Source organism: Vibrio cholerae ATCC 14035 (assembly GCF_000621645.1).
Taxonomy (GTDB): Bacteria; Pseudomonadota; Gammaproteobacteria; order Enterobacterales; family Vibrionaceae; genus Vibrio; species Vibrio cholerae.
Genome location: NZ_JHXR01000016.1, coordinates 15,647 through 33,843 on the forward strand (window position 1 = coordinate 15,647; position 18,197 = coordinate 33,843).

General features: G+C 50.1%; 17 protein-coding genes. 8 read left to right on the forward strand and 9 right to left on the reverse strand.

Features of this window, described 5'->3' with window-relative positions:
* Positions 1-140 precede the first annotated feature (140 nt).
* From citG to citC, 6 genes are read right to left on the reverse strand one after another with little or no spacing between them, the layout of a single operon-like run.
* Positions 141-1,082, reverse strand: coding sequence for a triphosphoribosyl-dephospho-CoA synthase CitG (gene citG, locus T411_RS0110150; RefSeq protein ID WP_000154857.1), 942 nt, complete (start codon positions 1,080-1,082; stop codon positions 141-143).
* Positions 1,060-1,596 carry a citrate lyase holo-[acyl-carrier protein] synthase gene (gene citX / locus T411_RS0110155; protein ID WP_000018079.1) on the reverse strand — a complete coding sequence of 179 codons (537 nt, stop codon included), beginning with the start codon at positions 1,594-1,596 and terminating at the stop codon, positions 1,060-1,062. Before citX ends, citG begins: the two co-directional genes overlap by 23 nt.
* Positions 1,593-3,122: a citrate lyase subunit alpha gene (gene citF / locus T411_RS0110160; protein WP_000026587.1), complete on the reverse strand. Its 1,530-nt coding sequence runs from the start codon at positions 3,120-3,122 to the stop codon at positions 1,593-1,595. The genes citX and citF overlap by 4 nt, the downstream gene beginning before the upstream one ends.
* A gap of 10 nt (positions 3,123-3,132) precedes the next feature.
* The gene (citE, locus tag T411_RS0110165) at positions 3,133-4,008 is read right to left on the reverse strand and encodes a citrate (pro-3S)-lyase subunit beta (RefSeq protein WP_000164139.1); all 876 of its coding nucleotides are present in this window, start codon (positions 4,006-4,008) and stop codon (positions 3,133-3,135) included.
* Entirely contained in the window at positions 4,005-4,301 is a 297-nt protein-coding gene (gene citD / locus T411_RS0110170) for a citrate lyase acyl carrier protein (protein ID WP_000684019.1), read from the reverse strand. Before citD ends, citE begins: the two co-directional genes overlap by 4 nt.
* Positions 4,302-4,352: 51 nt before the next feature.
* The gene (gene citC, locus T411_RS0110175) at positions 4,353-5,408 is read right to left on the reverse strand and encodes a [citrate (pro-3S)-lyase] ligase (RefSeq protein WP_000227740.1); all 1,056 of its coding nucleotides are present in this window, start codon (positions 5,406-5,408) and stop codon (positions 4,353-4,355) included.
* A gap of 276 nt (positions 5,409-5,684) precedes the next feature.
* Here citC and citS point away from each other — a divergent pair, with 276 nt between their 5' ends.
* The 6 genes from citS to T411_RS0110205 all read left to right on the forward strand — a co-directional run bounded on the left by citS (position 5,685) and on the right by T411_RS0110205 (position 12,998).
* Entirely contained in the window at positions 5,685-7,031 is a 1,347-nt protein-coding gene (citS, locus tag T411_RS0110180; RefSeq protein WP_001003394.1) for a citrate/sodium symporter CitS, read from the forward strand.
* Positions 7,024-7,398: an OadG family protein gene (locus tag T411_RS0110185; RefSeq protein WP_000483003.1), complete on the forward strand. Its 375-nt coding sequence runs from the start codon at positions 7,024-7,026 to the stop codon at positions 7,396-7,398. The genes citS and T411_RS0110185 overlap by 8 nt, the downstream gene beginning before the upstream one ends.
* A gap of 18 nt (positions 7,399-7,416) precedes the next feature.
* The gene (oadA, locus tag T411_RS0110190; protein WP_000189439.1) at positions 7,417-9,216 is read left to right on the forward strand and encodes a sodium-extruding oxaloacetate decarboxylase subunit alpha; all 1,800 of its coding nucleotides are present in this window, start codon (positions 7,417-7,419) and stop codon (positions 9,214-9,216) included.
* A gap of 15 nt (positions 9,217-9,231) precedes the next feature.
* Complete coding sequence (locus T411_RS0110195; RefSeq protein ID WP_000427753.1) at positions 9,232-10,533, forward strand: sodium ion-translocating decarboxylase subunit beta; 1,302 nt, start codon at positions 9,232-9,234, stop codon at positions 10,531-10,533.
* A 70-nt stretch (positions 10,534-10,603) separates the two neighbouring features.
* Positions 10,604-12,301, forward strand: coding sequence for an ATP-binding protein (locus T411_RS0110200; RefSeq protein ID WP_011929368.1), 1,698 nt, complete (start codon positions 10,604-10,606; stop codon positions 12,299-12,301).
* 13 nt (positions 12,302-12,314) lie between these two features.
* Positions 12,315-12,998, forward strand: a complete 684-nt coding sequence (locus T411_RS0110205; RefSeq protein ID WP_000970288.1) for a response regulator — start codon at positions 12,315-12,317, stop codon at positions 12,996-12,998.
* A gap of 33 nt (positions 12,999-13,031) precedes the next feature.
* Here T411_RS0110205 and T411_RS0110210 read toward each other — a convergent pair whose 3' ends face one another.
* The 3 genes from T411_RS0110210 to T411_RS0110220 all read right to left on the reverse strand — a co-directional run bounded on the left by T411_RS0110210 (position 13,032) and on the right by T411_RS0110220 (position 14,856).
* The gene (locus T411_RS0110210; RefSeq protein WP_000961035.1) at positions 13,032-13,304 is read right to left on the reverse strand and encodes a hypothetical protein; all 273 of its coding nucleotides are present in this window, start codon (positions 13,302-13,304) and stop codon (positions 13,032-13,034) included.
* Positions 13,305-13,469: 165 nt separating this feature from the next.
* Positions 13,470-13,799: a DOPA 4,5-dioxygenase family protein gene (locus tag T411_RS0110215; protein WP_000468221.1), complete on the reverse strand. Its 330-nt coding sequence runs from the start codon at positions 13,797-13,799 to the stop codon at positions 13,470-13,472.
* A 124-nt stretch (positions 13,800-13,923) separates the two neighbouring features.
* Complete coding sequence (locus tag T411_RS0110220; protein WP_000920410.1) at positions 13,924-14,856, reverse strand: LysR substrate-binding domain-containing protein; 933 nt, start codon at positions 14,854-14,856, stop codon at positions 13,924-13,926.
* 103 nt (positions 14,857-14,959) lie between these two features.
* On the opposite strand from T411_RS0110220, the gene T411_RS0110225 reads away from it, so the two are divergent.
* Positions 14,960-16,222, forward strand: coding sequence for a D-amino acid dehydrogenase (locus T411_RS0110225; protein ID WP_000453459.1), 1,263 nt, complete (start codon positions 14,960-14,962; stop codon positions 16,220-16,222).
* Positions 16,223-16,599: 377 nt separating this feature from the next.
* On the forward strand, positions 16,600-18,150 hold the full coding sequence (locus T411_RS0110230) for an alanine/glycine:cation symporter family protein (RefSeq protein ID WP_001190518.1): 1,551 nt from the start codon (positions 16,600-16,602) through the stop codon (positions 18,148-18,150).
* The last annotated feature ends 47 nt before the right edge of the window (positions 18,151-18,197 follow it).

An 18,197-nucleotide genomic window follows, 5' to 3' on the forward strand; every position in this document is an offset into this window, starting at 1 on the left:
AACGAACGTAGCCAACACCGCTGCAGCTTCAAATAGGAAGGGGATATTCAGACAATCATAACTGCGTGATTTAAGAAAAATGCAATAAAAAGCCCTGCTGTCGAGGCAGGGCAGTATGAAAAATGGAATAACCGGTAAGCTTAGTGACGCACTTTAAATAACTGCACCAATTCGTAAATAAGCCAAGTGGCGGCCAATAAATCGGCGCTGCCGCCGGGGCTTAAGTGTTTTTCAATCAGCACGCTATCGAGCGCGGTAAGAGCTTGTTCGATTTCTTGATATAAAAAGCCACCTTTGGCGAGCAGTTGCTGCGCTTGTTCTTGCACAAAATGCAGCCCTGCTAATCCACCCCGTGAAACAAGATTGCTGTCGTTATTGTTGGCCATCAACACCAATAAGGTATGCCACAAGGCTTGCTCGGTGCTGGCTCCTTTGGTTAAACAGGCTTGGTAGGCTGGCAGCGCATGTTGCATCACCATCGCAAGGCCTGAAGCAGCTTCACCGCGTGCGCCAGTCAAACCATACTGGCGATAAATGCGCTCGCCTGCGGTTTCAGGTTCACAATCACGCTTGGCTTTTAGCTCATCGATAACCAAAAACTGGCACGCTTGGCGAATGGTTTCACCTATATGCTGCGCATCGATTTTGAGTTGATTGGCTTTAAGCCACCCCACCGAGCCGCAAATAAGCCCCAAGATGAAAATCATCCCTTTGTGGGTATTCACCCCTTGTGTGGCCGCAAACATGGCTTGCTCAGCTTCTATGCCTATCGGGCGTAAGGCGCTCAGTAACTGAGCTGCCGGATTTCCCGCACTCTCCCAACCAGCACTGACAAAAGAGTGCAGATAAGGCGCGATCGCCTCGGCGCTGGCGATAAAAGTGTTGAGATCCATATCGCGATGCGCGCCATTATTGGCGGTATCCACCAAACCCGGTTTAGGGGTGAGATGCACCTCCAACATCATGGCATGGTAGGCCAGATGCCCCACTAAGCGGGGCAAGCTGAAGGTCCTTGAACCTGAAGAGGAAGACGCTTGGCTAGGCAGTTCAAGCAGCAGATCAAGCGCAGCAGGAATAGTCATGCGTCATCTCCTCAATTTTTGCCAGCAAAGCTTCGACACTGTGCCGCCGTGAGCGAGCACAGATCACCGCATCGCGTTCACACAGCAGGCAGCGCCGTCTTGGCAACTGCGCACCTTGGCGCGAAATAATATGTCCATCGACATCAATTACATCCAGATCCATCAGTCGCCCCAGCGGGTGCTCGCGTTCAATCTTCATCATGGCTTTTTTCAACATGCTGGCCGATGGAGCCTGAATTACCACAAAGGCTTCCGGTCCGGTTTTTTCCACCAACAACTGACAAGCCACTTGCCGCCAGCCCGTTTTCTGACAGAGCTCTTGAATGGCACGCATACCTGCATCCATCACGGTTTGGCTGGCAGCGTTGAGCTTAAACGCGCCCGGCATGTTAACCGTGAAAGAAACCAGAGGCAGTGAATGGCGCTTTAGCCACTCACCTTGTTGCCGAACCCGCACTTCTTTACGCAGAAGGAGCTGGTCCAGACTGACTGAAAGATCCGGATGGTGACTCATAGGCTTTTTACCTGTTTGATAACATCAATGATCGAACCGTCACGGTAGTGAACAAAGGCAACGGTTTTGTCTTCAAATTGCAACGGCTGGGGTTTGCCCGTCAGCAACTCGGCACGCTGTTGCAACGCTTCAATCTCGACAACGGGCAGTTGCGCCTCGATGAAACGTGCTTTCAGTTCGGGACGATTCGGGTTTACCGCGATACCTTGATCCGTCACCAACACATCAATGGTGGATCCTGGGGTGATGACGTTAGTGACCTTCTCGACCAAGGTCGGAATGCGGCCACGCACCAAAGGCGCCACAATAATCGATAAGTTTGCCGCAGCCGCCGTGTCGCAGTGGCCGCCGGATGCACCGCGAATTACCCCATCAGAGCCGGTGATCACGTTAACGTTAAACTGGGTATCAATCTCCAGCGCACTCAAGATAACCACATCCAGCCTATCCACCGCCGCCCCTTTCGAGCTTGGGTTGGCGTATTCGTTAGCAGAGATTTCGAGATGATGCGGATTGCGCGCTAACGAGCCCGCCGCCACCGAATCGAAACACTGCACATCGAGCAAGTAATCAATCAGCCCCTGCTCATGCATATCGACCATGGTTGCGGTGATACCACCGAGAGCGAAAGAAGCACGGATGTCTTGGCGCAGCATCTTCTCTTTCAAAAAGCGCGCAACCGCGAGCGATGCACCGCCCGAACCAGTCTGCATTGAAAAACCATCATAGAAATAGCCAGAATGCTCAATGACTTCCGCAGCGCGTTTGGCAATCAACAGCTCGCGTGGGTTGGTGGTCATGCGCGTGGCATCCCCACCGATTTTGCTTGGGTCGCCCACTTCGGCTACTTGTACCACCGCATCAACACGATCTTGAGTAATCGATGCAGGGAAATTCGGGAAACCGACGATCGCTTCGGTCAGCATCACCACTTTTTCAGCATGCTCGGCATCAACTTTGGCATAGCCGAGTGAGCCACAATTGGATTTACCTTTAAAACCGTTGGCGTTACCAAACTCATCGCAACAAGGCACGCCAATAAACGCCATGTCGATGTACAGCTCACCACTTTGGATTAGATGTACACGACCACCGTGCGAATGAATATGCACTGGCTCATCAAGCAGGCCGTTAGAAATGCTGTCGGCCAGCGCTCCGCGGATCCCTGAGGTGTAAATCTTGCTCACCACGCCGTTTTTGATGTGTTCAATCAAAGGCGAATGACAAGAGGTGAGCGAGCTTGAGGCGAGCGTGAGGTTTTTAATCCCCAATTCAGCAATCTCCTCCATCACCAGATTGACGGTTTTATCGCCGCCACGAAATGCATGGTGGAAAGAGATGGTCATGCCATCTTTTAAGCCAAGATCGACAATCGCTTCGCGGATCGAACTTTTCACCTTACGGTTTTTCTTGGCAGGCTCATCCAGCAGATGCGGCGTGATCGCGTGCGCTTGGGTGTAAGGCGTCAACGCATAGCGTTCCACTTCCAGCACAGACAGAGGGTTATTTAATGTATTGATACTCATGAGATGACCTTTAGTGTTTGGTGCCGGATTCAGCACGTTGCAGTGTCCAACGTGCGCGTTCGATGATGGGCCCATCGACCATTTTGCCGTTAAGGGAAACCACGCCCAGCCCTTTCGCCGCGGCTTCTTCGGCGGCTTCGATGACTGCGATGGCGTGATCGACCTCTTTTTGGGTTGGGGCAAACACGTTGTGCAGCAGGTCAATCTGGCGCGGGTTAATCAGTGACTTGCCATCAAAGCCAAGCTGCTTGATGTGCTCCGCCTCACGCAAAAATCCCTCTTCGTTATTGGCATCGGAATAGACGGTATCAAACGCCATGATCCCGGCAGCACGCGCCGCTTGCAGAATGGAGCCGCGTGCAAACAGCAGCTCAATCCCTTCCGCTGAACGCTGCGTGCGCAGATCGCGCACATAGTCTTCCGCGCCGAGCGCAATCCCAATCAGGCGGCGGGAGCTAAAGGCAATCTCAACCGCGTTGTTGATGCCTTGCGCGCTTTCAATCGCGGCCAACATACGCGTGCTACCCACTTCACGTCCGCATTCACGCTCGATCTGCTCGATGACTTTTTCCATCTCAATCACATCGTTGGCGTTATCGGTTTTCGGCAGACGCACCACTTTGGCTCCGCCGCGCACCACGGCATTAAGGTCTTTGATGCCGAATTCAGAATCGAGCGGATTGACCCGCACCACGGTTTCCATCTCTTGATACATAGGGTGTTGCAGCGCATGGAACACCAACATCCGCGCGGTGTCTTTTTCACGCAGCGCGACCGAATCTTCCAGATCGAACATGATCGAATCCGGTTGATAGATAAAGGTATTACTGAGCATGGCGGCATTCGCGCCCGGCACAAATAACATACTGCGACGAAGTTTGGTCATGATAGCTGACTCCACTCAATGTTCTGAACATCACAAGCGCGCATCACCGCCGCCTGTACGCGCGCGCGGATCACACAATCCAGCGCACCTTTGTCTTCGATGGTGACCAGCGCATCATGCACTTGCATCGCATCGAGGGTGTGCAGCACGACCTGACGAATCGCATGACCAAATCGCTGCTCGACGGTACTGTCTAACACCAGTTCAATACCGCCATCGTTATTGGGTTCAATCCGAACCTGAAGATCACTGGATTCCAGTGTTCCCGCAAAGGCGGGATGGGCAATTTTCATGGGTACAACCTTGTTAATGAGTTATTGGATAAAACAGTGTCAGCACCGCGCTCATACCGCTAACCGTTGCGGTGCGGTCTGTAGCGAATGTTCCGCATAGTGCTGGCAAAGGTAGGAATAGGTCGTTTTTGGCACGAGATCGGCAATCGCAGCAACGCCAAATTGTTTGAGCAAGTAACGCACGCGCGATGCTGAAATTGGCTGCGAGGCTTGCTGACTGCGCTCAATTTCAACCACTTGGATCGACGCACTGGCATCGTGCGCTTCTTCTAGCCAGCGGCGCATGGCTTGGTTGTAGTGACGCGTCACCGTACAAATCGGCTCACTACCGACAAAGCGGTGCGTAATGCCAAGGGCAGGCGCGATCGAATGGCGGAAAATACTTAAATCCAGCGCGGTATGGGATTGATTGACCACTTGCTGATCTTTAATAAAATAACTGGGGAAGGTCGCGCGCGAAATAATATAATCTGAACCGGAATGAATAGTTAAATTCAATAAATGTTTACTACCCGCCTTAATCATGGCCATGCGATCAGCGTAAGAAAAATCTTTATTCTCTGCTTTTACAACAAATAAATGCACCCAGTCACATTGTTCACAGGCTTGTTCAATTAAATATTGATGACCTAAGGTAAATGGATTGGCATTCATCACAATACTGCCAATTTTACGGCCAGACATTTTTAATAACTGCAACTGTTTGCAATAAACAGAAAGGCGATTAGGGCTATTTTCTAATAAAGCAATATGCGGTTCGACTTTATCGACCAAGAAAAAACCACACTGTCTAAATAAATCAATATTGGCTGGCTTAGTAAATAGAAAGAGTGAAAAACGCCCCATTTCATAAGCGAAGTTGGTTAATTCGGTCATCAGTTTGAGCGCAAAACCAGTGCCTTGCAGCGCAGGAGAAACCGCGATGGACTTCAACACGTGCCCCGCAATTCCGCCGCAAGCGATGATTTGGTTTGTGCCATAAGCCACCACAAAATGCTCGACATCGTCATCCACGGTCAGCTGATGCTGGCAGAGAAACTCTTTGATCTGTAAGAGCTTGGTTCGATTCTTGGTTGAAACTCGCGAGAAGGTATAAATATCCACCATGGTCGGCTTCCTCACCTATTTTTTCTGGCTTTATTATCTAAATTCAGCCGAAAAGGTTTAATGAGGGTAATCACTTTATTTCCCGCCGTTAACGCTCTTTATGGTTTTAATGAATTTAATTTATATCTCTTTGATTTTTAATTTTATTTAAAATTTAAACCATAAAAACCATTGAGATTTTTAAAGCCACTGGTTTGGATGACTATTTTCACAATTATCACTGACTATTTTATTTAATGTAGTAAAGGTCTTAATAACCTCATTGGACATGGAATTATGAACGAGAAAACCCTACATTTAGATAAAAAGTCCGCAGTCGTAGGTGGATTGAATCTAAGCCAAACGAAAATATTTGGTACTCCACTCCCTTTATTTTTATTTTTACTGCTCACCGTATTAGCCGCTCATTTTACTGACACTTTACCTAGCGGTCTGGTGGGTGGTTTTGCGTTTATGTTTGTCATAGGCGCAATATTTGGCGAAGTTGGCAAACGTCTACCGATTTTTAATAAATACATCGGCGGTGCGCCAGTAATGATTTTCTTGGTGGCCGCTTGGTTCGTGCACATGGGCTGGCTCAGTGATCGCGAAATCAAAACCGTGACCGAAGTGATGGATAAGAGCAAATTCTTGGATCTGTTCATCGCAGTGCTGATCACTGGCTCAATTCTGGCGGTCAACCGTAAACTGCTGATCCGCTCTCTGGCCGGCTACATTCCAACCATTCTCGCTGCGGTAGCGGGTGCTGCGGTATTCGGTATCGCTATCGGCCTCGTATTTGGTATCACGCCTGATCGCATCATGATGCTGTACGTGCTACCGATTATGGGCGGTGGTAATGGCGCTGGCGCTATCCCGCTTTCCGAAATTTATGAATCGGTCACAGGTGGATCGAAAGAGCAATACTACTCGGTTGCTATCGCGATCCTGACTATCGCCAACATTGTGGCCATCGTCGCCGCGGCAGTCATCAACATCATTGGTGAAAAGATCCCATCCTTAACCGGCAATGGCGAACTGGTACGCAGCTCGAAACTGGATGTGAGCGAAGAAGCGAAAAACCTAACGGTGACCCACCGTGAAATCGCCATCGGTTTAATGCTGGCCGCTTGCGTCTACACCTTCTCTTATGCGCTATCGAAAGAGATTTTGCCCGGTTTTGGTTCGATTCAAATCCACACCTTTGCTTACATGGTGGTGATCATCGCCATCCTTAACGCGGCGGGGTTGTGCAGTGATGAAATCAAAGAAGGCGCGAAACGTCTATCGAATTTCTTCTCAAAACAGATGCTGTGGCTATTGATGGTCGGCGTTGGTATTGCTTATACCGATCTGGCTGAAATCATCAACGCTCTTACCTTTGCCAACGTGATCATTGCTACTGTGATTGTGCTTGGTGCAATTATCGGTGCTGCTTTAGGTGGCTGGGCGATGGGCTTCTACCCTGTTGAAGCTTCGATTACAGCAGGGCTATGTATGGCAAACCGCGGCGGCTCGGGCGACCTTGAAGTGCTTGCCGCCTCTAACCGTATGAGCTTGCTCTCTTACGCACAAATCTCTTCACGTCTGGGTGGCGGCATTGTGCTGGTCATCGCCAGCGTCGTATTCGGAATGTTTGTTTAACCCTTTAACCCTTGCTCCTTGGGATTATTTGGCGCGCTTAGCGCGCCTTTTTTTCTCTCCGTTTTCAACCCTGTTTTTACCACTGGAAGTGACCATGCAATCAACCTCACTGTTCCTCGAAGGGATTAATTTGCTGACGCTGGGGATGGGCTTTGTGTTCATCTTTCTGATTTTCTTGGTGTATGCCACGCGTGCGATGTCGCAATTGATTGTGCGTTTTGCCCCGCCGGAAGTGCCAGCCAAAACCACCAATAAAAAAGCCTCTGCCAACAAGGCCAAAGCCAACCCAAATCAAAACCAAGGTGAATTGCTCGCGGTGCTCACGGCCGCTGTCCATCACCATAAAACACAACAAAAACTATCTTAAGTGAAGGAGAAACCACAGATGACTCAGGCGATCAAACGCGTTGGTGTTACGGATGTCGTATTGCGCGATGCTCACCAATCTCTTTTTGCCACCCGTTTACGAATTGACGACATGCTGCCGATTGCGCAGCAATTAGATCAGATCGGTTATTGGTCTTTGGAATGTTGGGGAGGCGCGACCTTTGACAGCTGCATCCGCTTTTTAGGCGAAGACCCATGGCAACGTCTACGTTTACTCAAACAAGCCATGCCCAATACGCCACTGCAAATGCTGCTGCGCGGGCAAAACCTGCTCGGCTACCGTCACTATGCCGATGATGTGGTGGATACTTTTGTAGAGCGTGCGGTGAAAAACGGCATGGATGTATTTCGTGTCTTCGATGCGATGAACGATGTACGCAACATGCAACAGGCGCTGCAAGCGGTGAAAAAGATGGGCGCGCATGCGCAAGGCACGCTCTGCTACACCACCAGCCCAGTACACAATTTACAAACTTGGGTCGATGTGGCGCAGCAACTGGCGGAGCTCGGCGTCGACTCAATAGCCCTGAAAGATATGGCCGGCATTTTGACCCCGTATGCCGCTGAAGAGCTAGTGTCTACCCTGAAAAAACAAGTGGATGTCGAGCTGCATCTGCACTGCCACTCCACCGCGGGCCTTGCCGATATGACTCTGCTTAAAGCGATTGAAGCGGGCGTGGATCGGGTTGATACCGCGATTTCCAGCATGAGTGGCACTTATGGTCATCCTGCGACCGAATCACTGGTCGCTACCTTGCAAGGCACCGGCTACGACACCGGATTGGATATCGCCAAACTCGAACAGATTGCGGCTTACTTCCGTGATGTACGCAAAAAATACCACGCCTTTGAAGGCATGATGAAAGGCAGCGATGCGCGCATTTTGGTGGCTCAGGTTCCTGGCGGCATGCTGACCAACATGGAAAGCCAACTCAAACAACAAAACGCGCTGGATAAACTCGATTTAGTGCTCGAAGAGATCCCACGCGTGCGTGAAGAACTCGGCTTTTTGCCTCTGGTCACCCCTACCTCACAAATTGTCGGTACACAAGCGGTGATCAACGTGGTGCTGGGTGAGCGTTACAAAACCATCACCAAGGAAACCAGCGGTGTGCTGAAAGGGGAATACGGCAAAACGCCAGCACCGGTTAACACTGAGCTGCAAGCTCGCGTGTTGGCGGGCGCAGAAGCCATTACTTGTCGCCCTGCGGATTTGATTGCCGCCGAAATGCCAACCTTGCAAGACCGCGTATTGCAGCAAGCTAAAGAGCAGCACATCACCCTCGCCGAGAATGCGATTGATGATGTACTGACCATTGCGCTGTTTGATCAGGTAGGCTGGAAGTTTTTAGCCAACCGCCATAACCCAGAAGCCTTTGAACCTGCGCCGCAAGCGATAAGTTCAGCCTGCACACCGAAAGCGCCAACAGAAAAAAGCAAAGTACAGCCAGTGGAAAGTCACGGTGTGTACACCATTACCGTCAACAACCAAAGCTATGTGGTGAAGGTGGATGAAGGCGGTGACCTGACGCATGTTGCGCCGACGGCATCAACCAACCACGCACCAGTCCCGAGTGCCGCAGAAGGTGAAAACCTCGCCGCGCCCCTTTCTGGCAACATCTGGAAAATTCATGCCTCAGCCGGTGATGAAGTGGCCGAAGGCGATGTCTTGCTGATTTTAGAAGCCATGAAGATGGAAACCGAAATCCGCGCGCCACGTGCCGGAGTGATCAGTGCGATTGAAGTCAATGAAGGCGATGCCGTACAAGTCGGCGATGCTTTGTTGGTATTGGCGTAATCAGAGGCGGAAAGTATGGAAAATATTTTAGCCATGGTGCGTGATTTTGGCCTGTTCCACCTTCAGTGGGGACAGGGCATCATGATCCTTGTTGGGTTAGTGTTGCTCTATCTTGCCATCGTCAAACGTTTCGAGCCTTTGCTGCTGGTACCCATAGGTTTTGGGGGAATCCTCTCAAATCTGCCCGATGCCGGGCTTGCCATGTCAGCCATCGAAAATGCGGTGTATGCGGCCAAGCCGGAAGTGATGACAGCGTTTTCAGAAGTGCTGCAACTCAGCTCCTACATGCCTGCCGACATCAAGCAAGCCTTGAGCAGCGCAACGCCACTGCAGATGACCACCTTGCACCTGCTTGCTGAGCAGTACCAATACAGTGATGGCATGCTGTATCTGTTTTACAGCATTGCGATTGCTTCTGGCGCAGGCCCGTTAATCATCTTTATGGGCGTAGGCGCGATGACCGATTTTGGTCCTCTGCTCGCCAACCCTAAAACCCTGCTGCTCGGCGCGGCGGCTCAGTTTGGTATTTTCACCACCGTATTGGGCGCATTGGCATTAAGCAGTTTAGGGGTGATGGATTTTAGCGTGGCGCAAGCGGCGGCGATTGGCATCATCGGGGGAGCTGATGGCCCAACCGCGATATACGTATCGAGTATGCTCGCACCAGAATTATTGGGAGCGATTGCGGTCGCCGCTTACTCTTACATGGCGTTAGTGCCTATGATTCAGCCGCCGATCATGCGGGCGTTGACCACACAAGAAGAGCGCAAAATTCAGATGCAGCAGCTGCGTCAGGTGCACAAGCTGGAAAAAATCGGCTTTCCGCTCCTACTGCTGATCTTGATTGCTCTCTTGCTGCCTTCGGCAACGCCACTGCTCGGCATGTTCTGCTTTGGTAACTTGATGCGTGAATGTGGCGTGGTGGAGCGTTTATCCGACACGGCGCAAAACGCCCTCATCAACATAGTGACCATTTTCCTTGGCTTGTCCGTCGGCTCCAAGCTGATGGCTGATAAGTTCCTGCAGCCTCAAACCATCGGCATTTTGGTGCTCGGTATTGTAGCGTTTTGTGTCGGCACCGCAGCTGGGGTGTTGATGGCGAAACTGATGAACCGTTTCACCACCACCAAACTCAATCCGCTGATTGGGTCGGCTGGAGTTTCGGCTGTACCGATGGCGGCACGCGTCTCCAACAAGGTTGGGCTTGAAGCCAATGCGCAGAACTTTTTGCTGATGCATGCCATGGGTCCCAACGTCGCAGGGGTGATTGGCTCTGCGGTCGCCGCTGGGGTAATGATCAAATATGTGATGGGCTAAACATAATTGGTTGGGGTTTCTTAGACCCCAATCAATAAGCCTCATTTATAGTAAGGATAGACTCGCCGGCATGAACATATCCCTCACGCAATTTTTACACACCAAGGTCTGCCAGACGCTTTCGTTTCAACAGAGGGTTGGCGCTCTTTTGGTGGCTATGGTGGTGATCCAGCTTTCGCTGGTGGCTGGCTTTTTTCATCAAACCTTAAGTGAAACCTTACAAGATCAGATCAGCACCAAAGCGCTAATCCAAGCGCGCGAAATTGCGACCGATCCCAATCTCATTGTGCTGATCCAACAAAATCGGCTTGCTGAAGTGCAGGCCAAAATCGATCGTTTACAACGCATCTCGGATGCCAATTTTATTGTGATTGGTGATGCCAATGGCATTCGCATCGCGCATCCAGATGAGCAAAAAATCGGTTTACCGATGCAAGGCGGTGACAGCCGTCGTGCATTAAAAGAGGGCGAATATTACACCTCAACCCAAAAAGGCAGCCTAGGCTGGGCCATTCGTGGCAAAGCCGCGATTGTCGCCCCTTCGGGAGAGATCCTCGGCGTGGTTTCTGTTGGCTACCTGCTCGATAACATCAGCAGTTGGCTGCGGGTTTACTCCTACCCAGTGATTTTCACTGTGCTGCTTTTAATGCTGCTTTCTGCGCTCGGCGCGTGGATCTTTACCCGCCATATCAAACAGCAGATGTTCAATATGGAGCCGGAAGAGATCGCCATGAACCTCAACCTACAGCAGTCGATTTTACAAAGTGTGTATGAAGGTATCGTCGCGATCAGCTTGAAAGGGGAAATCCTGTCCGTCAATGCTAAGGCACTGAATATTTTGGGTATTGCCCATCAGCCGACCCATTTGATTGGGCGTAATGTTCAAGAGTTCATCACTCCAACCTGCTTTTTTATGGGCGCAAGCCCGTTTGGCAAGTTGGCGCAGCAAAACCGTGTCAGCCAGCAAGATGAACTGATCAGCTGTAATGGTGAAACCTTGGTCGCGAATCGGGTACCGATCAATTCTGGCCAGCAGCAAATCGGCTGGGTGGTCAGCTTTCGTCGCCGCAATGATTTCAACACACTCACCTCGCAGCTCACCCAGATCCGTCAACATAACGATAATCTGCACGTGATGAGTCACGAGTTTGCCAACCGCCTCTCGACCATCGGCGGCTTAATTCAAATCGGTGCGTACGACGAAGCAGTGAAAACCATTCGCCGCGAAACGGCAGAGCAGCAACAGCTGATCGATTTCATCGCCCAAACTTTTCACCCGAAAGTGATCGCGGGGTTACTGCTGGGAAAATACAGCCGCGCCAAAGAGTTAGGACTGTGTTTAGAGTTCGATCCGCTATCGCATCTGCACCAAGAGCCGCAGTGCATGACTTCAGATGAACTGGCGGCGGTACTTGGCAATCTGCTGGATAACGCGTTTGAAGCCACGCTAAAAAATCCACACAGCAATAAAACCATTTCTCTGCTGCTGACCGATAACGGTGCGGAGTTGGTGATTGAAGTGGCGGACAACGGCATCGGGATCTCGGCCGACATCGCCCAAACTTTGTTTCTCAAGGGAGTGAGTAGCAAAAACCAAGAAGGACACGGTATCGGACTTTACCTTGTCCATCAATTTGTCACTCAGGCTCATGGATCGATTCTTATCGACAGTGCGGAGCCGCAAGGGACTATTTTTTCTATTTTTATTCCCAATAGACCCAAAACGCTTGCGGCGGAAAACCTTCCAGCGCTTGCCGAACGGGCATAAGAAGAGTTTGATTATGATGGAATTAATCGACGTATTGATCGTAGAGGATGAAACGAGTATTGCTGACGTGCACAGCTTTTATCTCAAACAAACCGCCCGCTTTCGCCCAGTCGGCGTGGCTCAAAGTATCAACGAAGCGCGCAATATGGTGCGCATTCTCAAACCTAAACTGATTTTCTTGGATAACTACCTGCCTGATGGTCGTGGCATTGAGTTTTTGAAAGAGCTAACCCATCAACCACAAGCGCCGGATGTCATTTTTATCACCGCCGCTTCGGATATGGAGACCGTGCGCGAAGCCGTACGCTGCGGGGTTTTTGATTACCTGTTAAAACCGATCGCCTACGATCGAGTACAAAACTCGCTGGAACGGTATCTGAAGTACATCAGCTCGCTGCGCGCCAATGACAGTGTGAATCAAAGACACGTCGATGAGCTATTTAATTTTCAAGCCAAAACCGAGCAGCTTGATGGGTTGCCGAAAGGGATTGATGAGCTGACCTTAATCAAAATCCAAGAGATTTATCACCATGAACCGCAAGCGGCCTACACCGCAGAATTGTTAGGACAAGCGATTGGGATCAGCAAAACCACGGCCAGACGTTATTTGGAATATTGTGTGGCCAGTGGTTTTCTGGAAGCCTGTATTCAGCATGGTCGGGTGGGCCGTCCCGAACGACTTTATCAAAAGCGCTAACCCACTCAGCATGCCGAATGCATCAGGCATGAGTTACAAAGTGTAGTGAAAGGGGATCACTTCGGTGCTCTCCCCTATTTCCAACATTCCTTCTAAGTTGTTGCTGTGACACTGACAAAGTGGGATCACAAATACCCCTTCTTCATCTTTATCGCATTTCACTAGCATCGCCTGAGAAGATGGCGTTAAGCAGTTAATCTCAGCGCAAAACGCCTGATTATCACGGCTAAAGTGCTGCCAATAGGCCAACCAATTTTCTCGCGCTTGGGCAGAAGCCAAATCTCTAGAAACTTTTCTTACTAACATCGCATCACCACTGTGGCTATTGAGTCGCCCTATTACAATGGATTTCGACTCCGCTAAGCATGAAGCGATTCAAAGTTCGCCGTAGCGATAAAAATCTTATTGGTTTTTATGTGGTTATCTTCAATTCCGATTTAATCAACTCGTTGAGTCATCGACTAGGAGGACTCACTGTGTATAACGGAAAATGGTGCGATTTAAACCTAGCGGCTCACCGAGCCAGCGGATACGGTCGTCTTGATGATCGTAAGCATCATCGCCCGATACCGGATGGATCAGTACACTCAGCGCACCGCGATTTTCCTCTAACCATTCCAGTAAGCCGTGTTGGTTATCGCGAAAATGCATTTCAAACATCGGCTTAACATGCGGGCCAACACGACGCGGAACTAAACCAAATAACGCGATCACATCACGGCGTTCACGGGCAATTTGTTGGCGAAAGCGCTCCGCGACAATCGCTTGGTCTGGGTCAAAATAAACATGGGCATGGAACATAGTAACTCCTTAGGAGAGAACAACAGGACGAGGTCAGCATAGCGCTACACTAAACACAATATCAGCAGTCGAATTTGCACAATAAGGTCGATTTCTTCGAACGAGAGTGCAAAATACACCGCCCCTATAGCGTAGAATCGCGATCGGTTTGGCTAACCTGCACCGGAATTTGCTTTTGCAACCACTGGCAAAAAACTTGCGTCGCGTCAGTGGCTTGGTGAGTAATCAAAAAGTAGCCAGCCTTGGCTCGAATGGGAGCAAACGGGGTAACCAAACGCCCTGTATCGAGTTCGTTTGAAAGTAAGGCAGTACGCGCCATTGCAATCCCCACTCCGGCCTCTGCAGCTGACATCGCCATATCCGTGCGGTTGAAGTAGTGATCACGCCGCTCAGGCAAGGTAATTCCCATCTGGTGAGCCCAGTAGTGCCACTCTTGGTCGCGTGCCGCATTCGCCCACGGCATTGCATCATGCAATAAAACCACTTGCTGCCAAGCTTCGGAGTTAGCCCAATCCTCCTGTAACCAAGAATGGGCTGCGAGATAGTTCGTGCTCATCACGGGCAATAACCACTCCTCCATCAATAACTGCGCATCTCGCCGTGGATAAGGTAACGCGCCATAATCAATCGCCAGATCGTAATCACGCCGCTCACTATCGACCAACGCGCCTTCCGCGAACGTCTGAATCTGAATCTCAGGATGACGGCGATAAAAGTCCTCTAGCCGCGGAACCAACCATTTAAACGCAAATGATGGCGTCAGTTTCAGCCGGATCTCTTTTCGCTCCGTTGATGGCACTAAACTGTGAATTGTCTGCTCAATATCTTGATAGCTACGTTGCACCGTTGTCAGTAAGATTCGTCCTGCCTCAGTTAAACGTACCCCGCGAGAGTGCCGTTCAAATAAGCTAAAACCCAACTGCGCTTCTAACTGCAACATTTGTTGGCTGATCGCCCCCGTGGTGAGATGGAGAGCCGCAGCAGCTAAACTAAAGCTGGTGTATTGAGCTACCTGCATAAAAGTATGCAGACTGGCAACTTGCTGGCTTTTTAACATGGACTTGCTTTTAGTTTTACTAAAGGGTGGTGATAATTTTTATCGATTGTTAATGAAAAGTAAACCTCCGAAACTGAGCCGAAAATGAAGCAAGGAGTCAATGATGGAAGTTTTGGTTTTAGGCAGTGGTGTGGTCGGATTAACCAGCGCTTGGTATCTTGCGCAGGCAGGCCATGATGTCACCGTCGTCGATCGCCAACCACGTGGCGCCGAAGAAACCAGCTTTGCGAACGCAGGGCAAATCTCCTATGGCTACTCTTCCCCTTGGGCTGCGCCGGGCATTCCGCAAAAAGCGCTAAAATGGATGCTGGAAAAACATGCACCACTCAAAATCCAACCCTCGCTTGATCCTGCATTACTGAGCTGGATGGGCAAAATGCTGCTCAACTGCCAGTTGTCGCGCTACCAAGTTAACAAATCGCGGATGTTGGCGATTGCCAACTATAGCCGCGAGTGTTTAAAAGCGCTCAATCAAACCTATTCGCTCGATTACCAAGGCCGCCAACGCGGTACTTTGCAGGTATTTCGTGATGAAAAGCAGTTAACCGCGATTGAAAAAGACATGCAGCTTCTGGCGCAAAGTGGCGTACGTTTTGAGTTACTGAATGTCGCCCAGTGTCTGACTCATGAACCGGGGCTCGCCCCTGTGCAGGAAAAACTGGTGGGCGGCCTATGGCTGCCGGATGACGAAACGGGCGATTATTACTTGTTTTGCCAACAGTTAACCGAACTGGCCAAGCAACAGGGTGTACGTTTTCATTTTGACTGCCACATTCAGCAACTGGTTTGTGAGGGCAAAAAGATCATCGGTGTCCAAACCGATTTAGGCTTGCTCAAAGCGGATGCTTATGTAGTCGCATTGGGCAGTTATTCGACCTCATTGCTTAAACCGCTGGGGATTGAAATTCCTGTCTACCCAGTAAAAGGATACTCGTTAACCTTACCGATTATTGATGAAAAATTTGCGCCGCAATCGACCGTGATGGATGAAACCTATAAGGTTGCACTGACTCGCTTTTCCGATCGGATCCGCGTGGCGGGAACGGCTGAGTTAGCGGGTTTTGATCCAGCGATTCCAGAAGCACGTAAAGCGACGATTGAGATGGTCGCGCGTGATTTGTTTCCGCACGGCGGCGATTTTGCAAAAGGGCAATTCTGGACCGGTTTTCGTCCCATGACTCCCGATGGCACACCAATCATCGGTGCCACTCCCTATACCAATCTCTATACAAATACTGGGCATGGCACACTGGGATGGACCATGGCTTGCGGATCCGCCAGTATTCTGGCCGATGTGCTCACCCATGGCGAAAGCCCGCTCAGCCGTTTGGGGCTAGATCTGTTCCGTTATCCGAAAGCATCTTAAATGCGCGGCTTTTTGGCTCTGCCTGCAGGAGCATGGCAGAGTCATCTCTCACAATCCGCACGCCATCCGCACGCCATCCGCAGTGTAAAACTCCAATAAGCTGACTAAATTATGGTCATTTCTTATTTATTTTTATCCTACTTAACCAAAGCATAAAATTTTTATCTAGCACATATCACCCACCAGATTGACCAAAAACTCACCACACCCTCCAATACTCAGCCCGTTGTACAACGAATAAACAGTTTTTGTGTTCAGCGTCACGCATCCATTCTTTGCCAGATAAAAGAATTAACATTTGAGTTACAAAAAGATTAATATACCGAACACACAACAGACACAATAAACACAACAACTCATTTACAGGGAAACTACTTATGCAGTCATTTGTTGATTTTCTGAATGGAATCATCTGGAGTCCGGCGCTGATTTATCTCTGCCTCGGTGCTGGCTTGTTTTATTCCGTTCTGACTCGTTTTGTACAGGTTCGTCACTTCTTCGAAATGTGGCGCCTACTTCTGAATAATAAAGAGTCCTCAAAAGGGATCTCCTCTTTCCAAGCGCTCGCCGTATCACTCTCAGGCCGTGTGGGTACCGGTAACATTGCTGGGGTTGCTGCCGCTATCGGTTTCGGTGGCCCGGGTGCGGTATTCTGGATGTGGATGGTTGCGTTTTTTGGTGCCGCCACCGCGTATGCAGAATCCACACTGGCGCAAATTTATAAAGAAGAAGACAACGGTGAATTCCGTGGCGGCCCCGCTTACTACATCGAAAAAGCCATGGGTCAAAAATGGTACGCTTGGGTCTTCGCGATTGCGACCATCTTTGCTTGTGGGGTGTTGCTGCCTGGCGTGCAATCTAACAGTATCGGCAACGCCGTTGAGTCAGCATTTGGCTCAGGCCCAATGATTGAAACCGCACTCGGCACCTTTAGCTTTGCCAAAATTTTCACCGGTACGGTGATTTCAATCCTACTTGGCTTCATTATCTTTGGTGGCGTAAAACGTATTGCAAGCTTCACTCAGATCGTGGTGCCTTTTATGGCGCTGGCGTACATCATCACTGCGTTCGTGATCATTCTGCTCAACATCGGTGAAGTTCCACGCATTATTGCGATGATCGTCGGCGACGCATTCTCACCGATGGCCGGCGTAGGTGCGGCGATTGGTTGGGGGGTAAAACGTGGGGTTTACTCTAACGAAGCAGGTCAAGGTACTGGTCCACACGCCGCAGCGGCAGCCAGTGTAGAACACCCTGCGCAGCAAGGTTTGGTACAGTCTTTCTCTATCTACATTGATACCTTGATGGTCTGTTCTGCCACCGCGTTCATGATTTTGATCACCGGCGCTTACAACGTTCACGGTGCCGCTGAAGGCATGTTCCTTGTGCAAAACCTGCCAGCGGACATCATTGCCAGCAGCCCAGCCTTTACCCAAATTGCGGTAGATAGTGCCCTCCCCGGCATTGGTAAACCGTTCGTGGCGTTTGCGTTGTTCTTCTTCGCCTTTACTACAATTTTGGCTTACTACTACATCGCTGAGACTAACGTGGCCTATATCCGCCGTACCTTCAAAGTCGATGGTTTGATGTTTGTGCTCAAACTTGTACTGATGGCATCGGTATTCTACGGCACAGTGAAAACCGCGAACTTGGCATGGGCGCTGGGTGATGTCGGGGTAGGCTTAATGGCTTGGCTCAACATTGTCGGCATCATCATCATCTTCTTTATGTCTAAGCCAACCATGGCGGCTTTGAAAGATTATGAAGATCAGCAAAAACAAGGTGTGACCGAATTTACCTTCAACCCAGTGAAGCTTGGTATCAAAGGGGCGACGTACTGGGAAGGGAAATACCTTCGCAAAACGGGCAAAGCCCCAACCGCGGAAGTGAAAGAGACCCAAAGGGTAGAGCAAACTAGCTCACTATAAGAAAAAGCAGTGAACACAACATAAATAAGTCAAAGGGTTAGCATTCG